The following is a 16,367-nucleotide window of genomic DNA, read 5'->3' as shown; positions in this document are numbered from 1 at the left end:
CTCATGCTCAACTACGGAACGCAGTCCGATGTTCTTGGACCTCTGACAGCCGCGCAGCGGTCGATATGGGTCGCGCAGCAACTGCGGCCCGAGGTTCCCTACAACTTTGCGGGATTCGTCACGATCGATCACGACGTGGACGCTGAAAAGCTCATGGTGGCCTGCGAATCTATGGCCGCACGGTTCGGCACACCGTGCGCACGGCTGTCCATCGAGGACGGCGAGCCGGTCTTCGTCGTCGACCGTGCGTTCCCGGAGACCATGCCCTGCATTGATATGCGTGCCGAGCGTGACGCGGTCGCCGCTGCTCGCCGTTGGATGGACGAGGAGTACCGCCGGCCTATCGACTTGCTCAGTGAGCGGCTCACGTACTTCGCGCTCCTGCGGGTAGCCGACGATGTGTCGTACTTCTACATGCGCACACATCACGTTCTCTTGGACGGGTATGCCACCAACAATCTGCTGAGGCATATCGCGGATGTGTACTCGGGGTCGGTGGTGGCCGAGACCGATGTCGATTTCTCGGAGTTCTCCGTGATTCGCGAGGCCGATCAGAAGTATCAGCAGTCCTCGCGCAGCGATGCGGATTTCGAATACTGGAAGAACGTCTTGTCCGCGCCGATCGAGACGGCTGATCTCGCGGGGATGGAGCGTGTCGTCACGCCGCGACACCCACTGGTACGCGAATTGGTGTGCGATGAGTTGTTGTCGCAGAACGGTCTTGGTCAGTTTGAGGTGGCCCGAGTCGTTGCGACGCTGGCCTCCTTCTTTGCGAAGACGACAGGGCGTCACAATGTTTCATTGTCGCTGCCGGTGTCCGGGCGGACTACCGCGGCGCTGAAGAGATGTGGCGGCATGGTGTCGAATCTGGTGCCGTTGTTGGTCACCGTCGATGATGGGGACACCATCGGAGCGCTGGACGACCAGGTCGCCAAGGCCGTGGTGGGCGCGCTGCGCCACCAACAGTTCCGGCGCTGGCCGGAGCTGGTCGTCGATGCGGGACGTCGCGACACGAACATCGAATTCGGCCAGGTCATCAACGTCTTCGACTTCGCGGATGTGTTCTTCTTCGGACCGTCGGAGGCGGTGGTCAACGTGTTGACCACCTTCCCCGTCCAGGACATCGCGATCAATATCTATCCGCGCCCGGGCGGCGGCACGTCGCGCATCCAGTTCGCGTGGAATCCCGATAGGTACACCGTTGCCGAGATCGATAGGCACATAGCCCGTTTGGAATCGCTCCTGGGACGGCTTCTGGGGGCCGAGCGCTCGGTGGTTGTGGGCGAGGTCCCGCTGCTGGATCAGCGGGAACGTGATCTGGTGCTGTCGCAGTGGTCCGGTGCGGGCGTACAGGCGCCGGTCGGTGTGGCACCGCAACTGTTGGCCGCAGCAGTAGCCGCTTCCCCCGGGGCGGTGGCGGTGGTCGATGGTGCCCGAGAGCTGACCTATCGCGAGTTGGACGAATGGTCGACGCGCTGGGCGCGGGTGCTGCTCGAGACCGGGGTGGGCCCGGAACGTGCGGTGGGTGTGGCGATGGACCGCTGTGCCGAGCTGGTGGTGGCGTGGTGGGCCGTGGCCAAGGCCGGCGGGGTGTATGTACCGGTGGACAGTGCTCATCCGGTCGAGCGGGTCGCCACGGTCTTGGACTCGGTGGCGGCAGTGTGTGTGTTGACTCACGGCTCCGACGAGGTTTCGGGGTCCGGTTCGCGCCCGGTGCTGCGCGTCGACGGCTGCGACGTGTCCGCGCGGTCGGCCGAACCGATCACGGACGCCGATCGATCAGCGGCGCTGCGGGCGGAGAGCACCGCGTACGTGATCTTCACATCGGGCTCGACCGGCACCCCGAAGGGTGTAGCGGTGGGCCAGGCCGGACTGCCGGGAGTGGTTGCGGCGCAGCAGGATCTGCTCGCACTGAGTGGCGATGCGCGGGTGCTCATGGTGGCCTCGCCGACATTCGACGCCTCGGTCTTCGAGATGTTGTGGGCGGTCGGCGCGGGCGCCGCACTGGTGGTGGCACCGCGCGATGTGTACGCCGCCGATGCATTGACGGAGTTTTTGCAGGCCCGGCGGGTCAGCGCGGCGGTGCTGACCCCGACGGTGTTGTCGTCGCTGGACCGGATGCGGCTGGACAGTCTGGGCACATTGGTCACCGCGGGGGAGGACTGCCCGCGCGAGCTGGTGGATGACTGGGCGCCGGGACGGCGGTTGGTCAACGCCTACGGCCCGAGTGAGGCCACCATCTGGGCCACCTCCGCGCCGATGGCGGCGGGGCAGCCTGTCGGGATCGGTGCCCCGATTCCGGGTATGCGCACCCTGGTGCTGGATGCCGGGCTGAAGCCGACGCCGATCGGTGTGGTGGGCGAGCTGTATCTGGCCGGACCCGCACTGGCGTCTGGTTACGTGGGCCGGGCGGCGTTGACGGCGGAGCGGTTTGTGGCTAATCCGTACGGGCCGTCTGGGGCGCGCATGTATCGCACCGGAGATCTGGTGCGTTGGAACGCCGATGGTGCGTTGCAGTACATGGGCCGCGCCGACGAGCAGGTCAAGATCCGCGGTAATCGCATCGAACTGGGCGAAGTGCAGACCGTGCTCGCCGGTGCACACGGAGTGGAGCAGGCCGTGGTGATGGTCCGCGAGGACCGTCCGGGTGATAGGCGGCTGGTGGGTTATGTCACCGGTGCCGTCGACGCGGCCGGGACCCGCGCCGCACTCGGTGATCGGCTGCCTGCCTACATGATTCCGTCCGCGATCATCGTGTTGGACGCGCTTCCGCTGACCGCTAACGGCAAGCTCGACCTCCGCGCGCTGCCGGTACCCGAGATGAATGCTGGTGCGTACCGCGCGCCGACGGACGATGTTGAGCAGACGCTGGCCGCCGTGTACGCCCAGGTCCTCGGGCTCCCGCGGGTCGGTGTGGACGACTCCTTCTTCGATCTCGGCGGAGACAGCATCATGTCCATGCAGGTGGTGTCGCGGGCACGTGCTGCCGGGGTGCTGTGCCGACCTCGCGATATTTTCGTCGAGCAGACCGTGGCACGGCTGGCTCGAGTGGCCACCACCGTCGTCGGCGATGCAGACGTGGCCGATGACGGACTGGGCGAGGTGCTCGCGACACCGGTCATGCGATGGCTGCGGGATGTACCGGGCGAGTCAGACCAGTTCAACCAGACGATGGTGCTGACGGTCCCGGCCGCCGTGACCGAGGCCGATGTGGTGGTGGTGCTTCAGGCCCTGGTGGACCGCCATCCCATGCTGCGGCTGCGTGCCGAAGACGACGGTGCGCGAGGGTGGTCGTTGACCGTTCCCGACGCGGATGCGGTGGACGCGCGCAGCTGCCTGCAATCTGTGGATGTGTTGTCCGAGGAGGCCCTGGTGCAGGCCCGGGCCCGGTTGAGCCCGACCAACGGGACAATGCTGAGCGCACTGTGGGCCAGCTCCACGGCACAGTTGGCGTTGGTCATTCACCATCTGGCGGTCGATGGAGTGTCCTGGCGAATCCTGCTGGAAGACATCAACATCGGCTGGGCTCAGCATCGCGCCGGACAGCCGGTGGTCCTGCCGCCGGGTGGCACGTCCTTCGCCCGCTGGGCGGCGTTGATCGATGAGCAGGCGCGCACCGCCGAGATGGCCCAACATGTCGACGCGTGGAAGCGGGTGCAAGCGACCCCCGCACTGTTGCCGGCCGTGCGGCCGGCGGTGGACACGTATGCCACCGCCCACACGATGTCGGCGTCGCTGGATGCCGAAACCACCCGCATCTTGTTGGGCGATGCACCCGCGGCGTTCCATGCCGGGGTGGGCGATATCTTGCTGATCGCGTTGGGCATGGCAGTCGCACAGCTCTCGGGAAATACCGGTGCGCCGGTCGGCATTGACGTGGAAGGCCATGGGCGCCAGGAGGAATTGGTCGCCAGCGGGAATTCACCGGTGGACGTCTCGCGCACGGTGGGGTGGTTCACCAGCAAGTACCCGGTGGCCTTGAGTCTCGGCCGACTGGACTGGGCGCAGGTGAGTGCCGGCGACCCCGCGCTGGGTGCGGTGATCAAGGAGGCCAAGGAACAGCTCCGTGCACTGCCCGACGGCATCACGTATGGCCTGCTGCGCTATGCGAACCCTGAGGTGGATCTCGCTGGGGCGGAACCGGTTATCGGATTCAACTATCTGGGACGGCTGGGCGGTTTCGGTGAACGCGGCGGCGACTTGTGGCTGCCGAGCCCGGACGCCGTGTCGGCGGCCGCGGTGGCCGCCGCGGTGCCGCTGGCGCTGGCACATGCCGTGACTCTGAATGCGGGCGTCCTGGAATCAAGCACCGACACGAGTCCCTATCTGGAAGCCAACTGGACCTGGGCGTCCTCGATAGACGATGGGCAGATCACCCGGCTGAGCCAGCTATGGACTGAGGCACTGACGGGTATCTGTGCGCATGTGCGTGGCGGCGGCGGGGGATTGACTCCGTCGGACATCGTGCCCGCACATCTCACCCAGCAGCAGATCGACGAACTGGAGCGGCTACACCGGGTCGCCGATGTGCTGCCGCTGACGCCGCTGCAGCAGGGGCTGCTCTTCCATGCCACCGCCCACGCCAGCAGTGACGACGTGTACGCGGTGCAGCTGGACCTCACCCTCGCGGGCCCGCTCGATGCACCCAGACTGCGCGACGCGGTGCACACGGTCGTGGCCCGGCACCCCAACCTGGCCGCCCGCTTCCATGCGCAGTTCGATCCGCCGGTGCAGAGCATCCCGGCAGACCCGGTAACTCCTTGGCAGTACCTCGAACTCGCGGACACCGATATCGAGGGCCAGATCGCGCAGCGGTGTGCCGCCGAACGCGCAGCGGTATGCGACCTGACCAATCCGCCGCTGTTCCGGGTGGTACTGATCGGAGTCGGTCACGACCAACACCGCCTTGTACTCACCAGTCACCACAGCGTCCTCGACGGCTGGTCGTTGCCCATCCTGTTGCAAGAGATCTTCGCGGGCTACGGCGGGCACAGCCTGCCGCCGGCCGTGCCCTACCGCAGGTTTGTGACGTGGCTGGCCGATCAGGATCGGGATGCGGCTCTTGCTGCTTGGCAGGATGTACTGGCCGGGTTCGAGACACCCGCGTTGGTGGGTCCGTCGCACAAGCTGGGATCGGGGCGGCGCGCGACACAATCGCTGCGACTGTCCGGGCAGGCCACGCGGGCGCTGACCGAACTCGCCCGCGCCCACCACACCACCGTGAACACCGTCCTCCAGGCGGGCTGGGCGCAGCTGTTGGTCTGGTTGACCGGCCAGCATGATGTGGCCTTCGGCGCCGCGGTCTCGGGTCGCCCCGCCGAGGTGGCAGGCGCGGAATCGATGGTGGGCCTGTTGATCAACACGGTGCCGGTGCGTGCGCGTATCACCGCGACGACCACCACCGCCGAGTTGTTGGAGCAGCTGCAGAGCGTCTCGAACCGGACGCTGGAGCACCAGCACGTCGCGCTTCCCGAGATCCACCGTGTCACCGGGCAGGATCAGCTCTTCGACACCCTGTTCGTGTACGAGAACTACCCGATTGACCCGGCGGCATTCGGGACGGTCATGGGTACAGGCGAATTGGCCATCGCGGGCTTCTCCAGCCGGGAAGCCACCCACTATCCGCTGGCACTACAGGTGACGCCGGGCCACGAACTGATGCTGAGCATCGAGCACGATACCGATGTCTTCGATGTCGAGAGCGTCGTGGTGTTGGCCGGCCGGTTGGAACTCGTGCTGGCGGCGATGGTGGCCGACCCGTTGCGGCGGTTGTCCTCGGTGGATGTCTTGGGTGCCGACGAGCGGGTGCTTCTGGACGTGATGGGCAACCGCGCGGTGCTGGATCGGCGGGCGACGGGGGTGTCGATTCCGGAACTGTTCGGGGCGCAGGTGGCCAGGACCGCCGATGCGGTGGCGCTGAGTTGCCGGGACCGGTCATGGACCTACGCTGCGGTTGGGCGTGATTCGAACCGTTTGGCGCACTTCCTGATTGGCTTGGGTGCCGGTCCGGGCCGCTGTGTGGCGGTGATGTTCGGGCGGTCCGCCGAGGGGATCATCGCGATCTTGGCGGTGCTCAAGACCGGGGCGGCATACGTGCCGATCGACCCGGCGGTGCCCGATGCCCGGATCGATTTCGTGGTTGGTGACGCGAAACCAGTCGCGGTGGTCACGACCGCGACGTTGGCCGGCCGGTTCGGGGCACATGATGTCGTGGTTGTCGACATCGACGACCCGGCCATCGACGCGCAGACCGACGCATCGCTGCCGCTACCCGCGTCTGACGATGTCGCGCACATCATCTATACCTCGGGCACCACCGGTATTCCCAAGGGAGTTGCGACAACTCACCACAACGTGACGCAGTTGTTGGAGTCGTTGCATGTCGGTTTACCCTCGGGGCCGGGACAGGTGTGGTCGCAGTGGTATTCGTTTGCCTTTGACGCCTCGGTGGAAGAGATCTGGGGTGCGCTGTTCCACGGTTCGCGGCTACTCGTGATCCCGGAGTCGATCGGTCCGGATGAGTTCCAGGCCTTGCTGATTGACGAACATGTCACCGTGTTGCACCAGACTCCGTCGGCCCTGTCGGCGCTGTCCGTGGAGGCGCTGGAGTCGGTGGCGCTGGTGGTGGCCGCCGAGGCATGCTCGGCGGAGCTGGTGGACCGCTGGGCGCCCGGGCGGGTGATGACGAACGCCTATGGGCCTACGGAGACCACGATGTGCGTGACGGTCAGTAAGCCGTTGGCCGCGGGTTCGGGGACGCCGACGATCGGCGGGCCGGTACCGGGGGCCGCACTGTTCGTGCTCGATGCCTGGCTGCGACCGGTGCCGGTCGGTGTGGTCGGCGAGCTGTATGTGGCCGGGCTCGGGCTGGGGCTCGGGTATGTGAGCCGGTCCTCGTTGACCGCGTCGCGGTTTGTGGCCTGCCCGTTCGGTGCCCCAGGCGAGCGCATGTATCGCACAGGGGATTTGGTGCGCTGGCGTGCTGACGGGAACCTGCAGTACTTGGGCCGCGCCGATGAGCAGGTCAAGATCCGCGGGTATCGCATCGAGCTCGGCGAGATCCAGGCCGCCCTTGCCGACGTGGTCGGGGTCGAGCAGGCAGTGGTGATCGTACGTGAGGACCGACCCGGCGATAAGCGCTTGGTCGGCTACGTCACCGAGTCAGTGGCCGGACTGGTCGACACCGCCGGGGCGCGTGCGGCGCTGGGCGAGCGGCTACCGCCGTATATGGTCCCGGCCGCGGTCGTGGTGGTCGGTGCCCTGCCGTTGACGGTCAACGGAAAGCTCGATACCCGTGCCTTGCCGGTGCCGCAATACCAGGAAACTCTGTACCGCGCACCATCGAACGCGGTCGAGGAGATCCTGGCCGATATCTATGCGCATGTGCTCGGCCTGGAACGTGTGGGCGTCGACGACTCGTTCTTCGATCTGGGCGGTGACTCGCTGTCGGCCATGCGCTTGATCGCGGCCGTCAACAAGTCGATGAACACGCATCTGACCGTGCGCGCCCTCTTCGACACCCCCACGATCGGCCAGTTGGCCCCGGGGCTACGGACGGATTCGGGCGGGCGGGCACCGTTGCTGCCGGCCGCCCGGCCCGACGTGATTCCGCTGTCGTTCTCGCAGCGACGATTGTGGTTCCTGGACCAATTGCACGGTGCCTCACCGGTGTACAACATGGCGGTCGCGTTGCGGCTGAGCGGGCAGCTCGACCTGGATGCGTTGGGTGCGGCATTGTCCGACGTGGTGAGTCGTCACGAGTCGCTGCGCACCGTGTTCCGCGATGAGGAAGGTGTGCCGTACCAACTGGTGCTGGCAGCCGAAAATGCGGAATTCGGCTGGGAGGTGATCGATGCCACCGCATGGTCGCCCGCACAGCTGGACGAGGCGATCGGCGTCGCGGCGTGCCACACATTCGACCTGGCTGCCGAGATCCCCATGCACGCCAAACTCTTCACGGTGTCCGGTGACGAGCACGTTCTCGTGGCCACGGTGCATCACATCGCCGCCGACGGCTGGTCGGTGGCACCACTCATGCGTGACCTGACGGTGGCCTATGCCGGCCGGTGTGGTGGGCATGCACCCGATTGGGCACCGCTGCCGGTGCAGTATGCCGATTACACACTGTGGCAACGTGATCAGCTCGGCGACCTCGAAGACAGCGAGAGCGCCATCGCCACCCAGGTCGCCTATTGGCATGATGCGCTGGCCGGAATGCCCGAACATCTCGCGCTGCCGACCGACCGGCCCTACCCGGCGGTTGCCGACTATCGCGGCGCCAGTGTGGATCTGGAATGGCCGGAGCAGCTGCAACACGCAGTGCGTGCGCTGGCACGTGAACACGGGGCCACCAGCTTCATGGTGATCCAGGCGGCGCTGGCCGTGCTGCTCTCGAAGATCAGCGCCACCTCCGATGTGGCGGTGGGGTTCGCGGTCGCCGGCCGCGACGAGCCCGCCCTCGACGAGCTGGTGGGCTTCTTCGTCAACACCTTGGTGCTGCGCGTCGATGCCGGTGGCGATCCCACCTTCGGGGATCTGCTGGCGCAGGTGCGGGGGCGCAGTCTGGAAGCGCTCGAAAACCAGGACGTTCCCTTCGAGGTGCTGGTGGAGAGGCTCAATCCCATCCGGTCCCGGAGCAGCCACCCCCTGGTTCAGGTCGGATTGACCTGGCAGAACCTTCCCGGACAGGATGCCGACGGACTAGGGCTGGGCGATCTACGGATCACCCAGATACCGGTGCACACCAACACCGCCCGCATGGACCTGACGTTCTCCCTGGGCGAGCGCTTCACCCAGGCCGGTGAGCCTGCCGGTCTCGGCGGTGCGGTCGAGTTCCGCACCGATGTCTTCGATCTCGCGAGTGTCGAGTCACTGATCGCGCGGCTGCAGCGGGTGCTCGAGGCGGTTGCGGCCAATCCTGCGCAGCGGTTGTCGGCGGTAGATGTGCTCGACGCCGCGGAGAGCGCCCGGCTGGACCAGCTGGGTAACCGTGCGGTGCTGTCGGCACCCGTAACGCCGAGATCCATACCGGAACTGTTTGCAGCACAGGTAGTTTCCCATCCCGATGCGATAGCGATCAGATGTGGGCAACGTTCGTGGACCTACGGCGACCTCGATGAGGAATCGAATCGTCTGGCGCACCTGCTGATTGAGTACGGCGCGGGGCCAGGGCAGTGCGTGGCATTGCTGTCGGAACGCCGTGGTGAGGCGATCATCGGGATTCTTGCGGTACTCAAGAGCGGTGCGGCATATCTGCCGATCGCTCCGGCGGTTCCCGACTCGCGCATCGAATTCATGATCACCGATGCGGGCCCGATCGCCGCCATTGCCAGCGCGGCGCTGCGTTCGCGGCTGGACGGGTACACGTTGCCGATCATCGATATCAGCGATCCCGGGGTGAGCACCCAGCCCGGCACCGCCGTGGCGGGGCCGGCCGCCGACGATATCGCGCATATCGTCTACACCTCCGGTACCACCGGTATTCCCAAGGGAGTCGCGACAACTCACCACAACGTGACGCAAGTGCTGGGGTATGAGCACCTCGGAGTGCCCTCGGGGCCGGGGCAGGTGTGGTCCCAGTGGTACTCGTACGCCTTTGATGCCTCGGTGGAAGAGATCTGGGGTCCGCTGCTGCACGGCGGCTCTCTCGTGGTGGTCCCCGAATCGTTGGTCCCGGAAGACTTCCAGGAATTCCTGGTCTCCGAGGGCGTCACCGTGTTGCACCAGACACCCTCGGCGGCGGCCGCGCTGTCGCCGGAGGCGCTGGAAGGAATGGCCCTGGTGGTGGCGGCCGAGGCCTGCTCGGCGGAGATGGTGGACCGGTGGGCGCCGGGACGGTTGATGGTCAACGCCTACGGCCCCACCGAGTCCACCCTCTGTGTGACAGTGAGCCCCCCGCTGGCCGCTGGTTCGGGAACACCCGCGATAGGTGTTCCGGTGGCGGGGGCGGCGCTGTTTGTGCTGGACCCCTGGATGCGGCGGGTTCCGGTGGGCGTGGTCGGTGAGCTGTACATCGCGGGCCACGGGCTCGGCGCCGGTTATCTGCACCGATCAGGGCTGACGGCGTCGCGGTTTGTGGCGTGCCCATTCGGTGCCCCAGGCGAGCGTATGTATCGCACGGGGGATTTGGTGCGGTGGGGTGGCCCAGGTTCTTCAGCCGGGCAGTTGCACTACATGGGGCGTGCCGATGATCAGGTGAAGATCCGCGGCTACCGCATCGAACTCGGCGAAATCCAAACCGCGCTAGCCGATCTCGAGGGCGTCGAGCAAGCGGTCGTGATTGTGCGTGAGGATCGTCCGGGCGATAAGCGGCTGGTCGGATACGTCACCGGGGCCGTTGAGCCGGCCAAGGCGCGCGCGGCGCTGGCCGAACGGATACCGGCCTACATGGTGCCCGCGGCGGTGGTGGTCATCGACGCTTTGCCGCTGACGGTCAACGGCAAGCTTGATACCCGTGCCCTGCCAGAGCCGCAGTATCAGGAAACTCAGTACCGTGCCCCGTCGGACCCTGTCGAGGAGATCCTGGCCGGTCTCTACGCGGACGTGCTCGGCCTGGAGCGCGTGGGCGTCGACGACTCGTTCTTCGATCTGGGCGGCGACTCCCTGTCGGCCATGCGCCTGATCGCAGCCATCAACAAATCGATGAACACGCACCTGACCGTGCGGGCTCTCTTCGACACCCCCACGGTCAGCAGCCTGAGCGGACAGCTGGACAAGCATGCCAGCGACCCGCGCTATGTGGCCGTGCACGGTTCCGAGGTCGCAGAGGTACGTGCCGCCGACCTGACACTGGACAAGTTCATCGACGCGGAAACCCTCAGCGTCGCAAGGACGCTGCCGAAGCCCGGTGGGGAAGCGCGTACCGTACTGCTGACCGGAGCCACCGGCTTCCTCGGGCGGTACCTGGTGCTGCAATGGCTCGAAAAGCTGGAACTGCTCGACGGCAAGCTGATCTGCTTGGTACGGGCCCCATCTGACGACGACGCCCGGCGCAGGCTGGAACAGATCTTCGACAGCGGCGACCCGGAACTGTTGCGGCACTTCCACGAACTGGCCGAGGACCATTTGGAGGTTATCGCCGGCGACAAGGGTGAAACAGACCTCGGTGTGACCACGGAGACCTGGCAGCGGTTGGCCGATACCGTTGACGTGATTGTCGATTCGGCAGCCGTTGTGAGCGGCGCGCTGTCCTATGGCGAGTTGTTCGGGCCGAATGTGGCGGGCACCGCCGAGCTGATCCGGCTGGCCCTCACCGCGAAGCTGAAGATGTTCACGTTCGTATCGACGGCCAATGTGGGTGACCCGGTCAAACGGGTGGCCTTCACCGAGGACGCCGATATCCGTGACATCTGTGCCACGCGTGCGATCAAGGACACGTACGCCAACGGCTATGGCAGCAGCAAGTGGGCCGGAGAGGTGCTGCTGCGAGAGGCCCATGATCTGTGTGGGCTGCCGATCGGTGTCTTCCGCTGCGACATGATCCTGGCCGATACCACCTACGCGGGTCAGCTGAACGCCTCGGATGTGTTCAGCAAGATGATCCTGAGCATTGTGACCACCGGTCTGGCACCCAAGTCGTTCTATCGCCTTGACGCCGAGGGCAATCGGAGGCGTGCGCATTTCGACGGGCTGCCCGTGGAATTCGTCGCCGAAGCAATCACCACCTTGGGTGTTCAAGTGGTTGACGGGTTCCAGACCTATCACGTGATGAACCCGCACGATGACGGCATCGGTCTCGACGAGTACGTCGACTGGCTGATCGAGGCCGGGTACCCCATCGAGCGTGTCGATGATTTCCAGGACTGGTTGCAGCGGTTCGGCGCAGGTCTGCAGGCGCTGCCGGACAAGCACCGGCGAAACTCGGTGCAGCAGATGTATCTGACGCTGGTGCAGGACCCCGAGCGGGTGCGTCCCATCGTGCCGACTGTCGGTGCATTCGCCCCGGCCGATCGCTTCCGTGCGGCGGTGCAGGAAGCCAAGATTGGCTCCGAGAGAGACATTCCTCAGGTCGGGGCGCCGAACATCGTCAAGTACGTCACCGATATGGAGCTGCTCGGGATGCTCTAGGCGTCGGCTGGCTGCAGTTCGGCAGCGGGACCGATGAATTCGAGACCGGCGTTGATCGCCGGACGATGCCGCAGGATTCGGAAGTGCGCCAGGCGCCCGAGTCCCTTTGTCGCGATGAAACGTGCTCCAGGCCATGACTGCGCCAGACGTTCGCTCGACGCGTACGGCGTGTCCGGGTCGTCGGGGTCGTGGATCAGCAGCAGCGGAGGATGCCCGGCGGTCGCAGCGACGCGGACCAACTCGGTCTCGGGCAGCGTCATCTCGATGCGGCGCTCGAGCTGGCGCTGCAGTCCGGCGCGTATCCGCTTGCCGAAGCCATGGCGTGCGGCGAACAGGTCGAGGTAAAGGGGGAAATCGCCCATCGGTGCCAGGTACACCAGGCGGCCCACCGATGCGCCATAGGAGGCCGCGAAGGTGGTCGCGTTGGCCCCCAGGGAGTGGGCGACCACCGCGTGGGCGGGCCCGTGCTCCTTGATGACGGCCGCCACCGCGTGCGCGCACTCGATGAGCGTGGTGCGCCCCGGTGCCAGGGCGCCCGCAGCGGACTCGTTATGGCTGGGCAGGTCGAAGGCGATGACGCGGTAACCGGCCTGCATAAGGGGCTTGATGAAGATCCCGAGGTGCGTGCGCTGCCCGCCCCAGCCGTGGACCAGGTAGACCGTCGGTCCCTGGCCCCATGACTCACCTGCAATACGGTGCCCGTCCCAATGGGCCTCCAGCGGCTCGCCGGGGGGCACGCCGGGCGGCATCCGCAGACTCGATTCGATGACCGGCGGGGTGCACCACAGCTCGACCGCCCAGCGGGATCCGATGGCCGGTGCGAAGCGCTCCAACCACCAGAAAGCCCTACGTATCCGGTCGGACACCGGGGGTTGGACACCGGAGCCCTCCACGTCCAGGGCGGCCCCCGCGTCCTTCGTGGGTGCGGAATCCGTCTTCTCGCGTTCGGTCACGTCAAGGGAGTCTATTGACGTGCCGCTACTCGGTTGACAGAGCACTGCAGTTGAGGTTCTACATGGCCGTGATGGGGATGCTGTAGAGGGCGTGCCTGGGTGCTGCTCGGCTTTTTGGAGTTACGGCGAGCAGGTCCTGCACCAGGAGCGCGTTGATGACTCCGAGTCACGATTTCGGTCATCGGAAGTACAGCCGCTTTTCGCGGCAGTCGACAGGCGAGCCGTGAGCATTCTTTTGTGGGCAAACCGGCTGCGTAGTCGTCGAATGCGAGGTATTACCTCGCCAGGCCATGCAACATACTCCCGTGGCATATGTTCAGTTGTTTGGCAGTGGGAGCCTATACGACACCGGCGGCAGGTTGGCCGGGCTACTTGGCAAGGCAGCGGGCGCCGTAGCGCAACGCCTTCAGGGCTGGGATCCCGACGATCTGCTCAACACCCCTGTGGATGACGTCGTCGAGTACTTGGTCGACCTCGGCTCAGTCGAGTGCCCTCAGCTTCTCGTCGACGAGGCGTATCAACTGGAGCCGGCGGAGGTTGAACAGCAATTCGTGAACTTCGGCCGGGTCCACACACGATGCGTTGTTCGATTTGTGCTTGTGGTGCCTTTCGTGGGCCTGAGCGACGTATTCACCCTGCAGGCCGATATGTCCACGTGGTCACCTCCGCAAGTCTTAAGGCTCGAGGAGGGTGCGCTCCACTTAGTTCTAGACGACCCGCCAAGTGATCCAGCAGCGACAAGGAAGGCATTCGAAGATCAGATAGCAGAGATCGAGAAATACCTTGGATGGTCTCGGTCACAAATCGATTCGCACAATCGTCACGTAGGCGATGAAGTGCCGAGCATGGTTGGCCGAAGGCGTGAGCAACTGTTGGCGATGCGAAACTTACAAGCGAGCGTCGGGTTTCCGGTTCGTCGGAGACCTGACGCCGATCGATATGTCATCCCAACAAAGCGGAAAACGATGAAGCCGCGGCGCCCCGAACCGTCCGGAGCTCGGGCACCGTTCAAGCCAGAACCGACGTTGCCGGAGCAGGACTATAAAGACGCTCTCCGTGTGCTCCGAAATACTCGAAACCAGTTGGAGCGCAATCCTTCCGTCGCCGCTAAACTCAAAGAAGAAGAGATCCGCGACATCCTATTAATGGGCCTGAATTCCCACTTCCAGGGCACCGCTGGGGGAGAACTCTTCAATGGAGAAGGAAAGACCGACATCCTCATTCGTGAAGACGATCGCAATGTCTTCATTGGAGAGTGCAAAGTATGGTCCGGGCCTAGGACGATGGATGAGGCTCTGGACCAGTTGTTCCGCTATCTTGTTTGGCGAGATACCAAGGCCGCAATCTTGTTATTCATCCGTCGAAAAGACGTGACTGCGATCATTGAGAAGGCGGTCGCGAAGATCGAGGAGCACCCCAACTGTAAGCGGAGCAGGCCTCGGCGCACCGGGGATGAAGAGTTTGAGTTCACGGTGCACGCCCAAGATGATGTGAATCGTGAAATCCGCTTGACGCTTATGCCTTTTGCTCTGCGTTCGCCACGCGATCAAATGTGCGCGGACCAATAGCTGTCAAAAATCATTCGTCGGGGTTCGGATCTTCTGCGGGAGTTAAGGTTGCGATGAAAAGTGCGTTATGGATGACGATCGCTGCGGTGCTGGGATACCAATAGTCTTCGACCCCGTGCGACAACTTGTTCCGAAAGTTGTAGCCTGCAGACTCTGTCAGGGTCATTTTCAGGAACCGCACGCGAGATTCATCAATCGGGATCTCTTCCGCCAGAAGGTTGAGCATGGCGCCGAGTCCTGGAAAGTGGCCAGGTGCGTGCGAGTCCTGCAGCTTGTACATGCCCCGTTCGGTCCGCAAGATCAAGGAACGGACAAGGGTCTCGATGCGAGGCAACATTGTATACGTGGCGCCCTCGCAATCGCCCGACCAAAACCGATGCAGCGCACGAACAATCGTGTGGATGGCGGGTGCGCTGATCCCCGGCCAGCTGGCGAGGAAAGTCGTCAGCTCCTCAGTCGTGGGTACCCCGAAGCGAACTACGATTTCGTGTAGGGCATCGACTAGGGGGCGAGCGAGGGTTGCGGTTTGCTGCGATTCCAGCCTCAGAAGTTCGAACTCAAACTTCTCCTCTGGAGTGACCGCTCGAACGATAGGCATATTGTCTGGTCCTAGAAGTTCAACCGGGAAGAGGGCCGCAAGCGGGCTAGCCTCGCGCAAAGCCTCCACAAGGGCCCTGTTTCGATCGACGTCTCCACTAAGCGGACCGGCGTACGCGAACTGGACGAGTGCTGCTTTCCAGCTCTCAGTGGAGATAAAAGAATCGCGGATTCGGTCGAACTCCTCGGCATAGACCGCCGATGACGCCCCGATCCTCATCATTCCGAGGTCGTCGTCACGGCCGCTCTCCAGGGCTGCGGCGGCGAAACGGCGCAGTTCCTGGTCGTTGGATTTCTCAGCAATTTCGAGTCCTTCGCGGCGAAGAGACAGCCGCATGATTGGCTCGTTTGCAGATTCGGCCGCCTTTACAAAACCCTCGACCCGCCGCCGCCAAACTGACTCTTTGCAGGTGGTATCGCCGCATCGCAGGAGTGCCAGTTTGAGCGCATCGTCGCGGTTATGAACATCGTTGAGCTCTTGAGCGGCGCGCTCAATTAGATCATCGATGCGGTCAGGGCAATGCGGGGATTTCATGACGTGTGTGAGGGGTCGTATAACAATCCCACCGCGAATTGGACCTGTATTCGAGTTCAACTCATCTTCAGATACGTCCAGTAATGCCTCGATGCACAGTGCAAGCCGTGCGGTGTCTCCAATGATGTGTGCGATTCGTTCGCCGAGTCGCAGGTCGTCGATGCGGTCTAGTTCCCGTGTCCATCTAGCGGCTGAAGCGATATACGCGTCCACTGCGATTGCGCCATCGTCTTGTCGCCTCGGCCCTCCAATTTCGAAGAGAAGATGCGAGAACCGTGCGCGGCTAGCCGGGGCAGTTACGGTGTCGAGAAGCCCACGCCATATCGCACTGATGCGTTCGGGTATGTCCCTGATCGAGGGTGCTTCGGACCCACCGCCGAAGTCGGATTTCGGGACGACACGTAAGCGATTGCCGTCATCGATTTCAGTCCGGTAGTCAAGCGCCCAAACAGTAGCCCGTGTGATTTCCGAACATTCTGCTGGGATGTCTTGGACGACGCTCAGTCCGAGCTTCTCGCGGACCGCAACCGCCATCGTGTAGTGCGACTCTGCTGCCATCGTCTCATCGATAAGACGCGCAACACGATGGATCTCTGTGTTGTCGTCGACGTCTGCAGGATCTTGAATGTCGTTCAATTTCTGTCTCCG

At 64.4% G+C, this 16,367-nt stretch carries 4 protein-coding genes; 2 read left to right on the top strand and 2 right to left on the bottom strand.

Annotated elements, in window-relative coordinates:
• Positions 1–3: 3 nt before the first annotated feature.
• Positions 4–12,066: a non-ribosomal peptide synthetase gene (locus DSM43276_RS13680; protein ID WP_078330033.1), complete on the top strand. Its 12,063-nt coding sequence runs from the start codon at positions 4–6 to the stop codon at positions 12,064–12,066.
• Here the strand turns inward: DSM43276_RS13680 and DSM43276_RS13675 are convergent.
• On the bottom strand, positions 12,063–13,019 hold the full coding sequence (locus DSM43276_RS13675) for an alpha/beta fold hydrolase (protein ID WP_078330032.1): 957 nt from the start codon (positions 13,017–13,019) through the stop codon (positions 12,063–12,065). The two genes, DSM43276_RS13680 and DSM43276_RS13675, sit on opposite strands and share 4 nt — an antisense overlap.
• Positions 13,020–13,324: 305 nt before the next feature.
• On the opposite strand from DSM43276_RS13675, the gene DSM43276_RS13670 reads away from it, so the two are divergent.
• Positions 13,325–14,587, top strand: coding sequence for a hypothetical protein (locus DSM43276_RS13670; protein ID WP_078330173.1), 1,263 nt, complete (start codon positions 13,325–13,327; stop codon positions 14,585–14,587).
• A gap of 10 nt (positions 14,588–14,597) precedes the next feature.
• Here the strand turns inward: DSM43276_RS13670 and DSM43276_RS13665 are convergent, their stop codons facing one another.
• Positions 14,598–16,355 (bottom strand): hypothetical protein, encoded by a 1,758-nt coding sequence (locus DSM43276_RS13665; RefSeq protein ID WP_078330031.1) that lies wholly within the window; start codon positions 16,353–16,355, stop codon positions 14,598–14,600.
• Positions 16,356–16,367: the final 12 nt, after the last annotated feature.

The sequence above is a fragment of the Mycobacteroides salmoniphilum genome (assembly GCF_004924335.1).
GTDB classification, from domain to species: Bacteria; Actinomycetota; Actinomycetes; order Mycobacteriales; family Mycobacteriaceae; genus Mycobacterium; species Mycobacterium salmoniphilum.
Note: the sequence above shows the minus strand (reverse complement) of the source record. Positions and strands in the feature narration are given on the sequence as shown.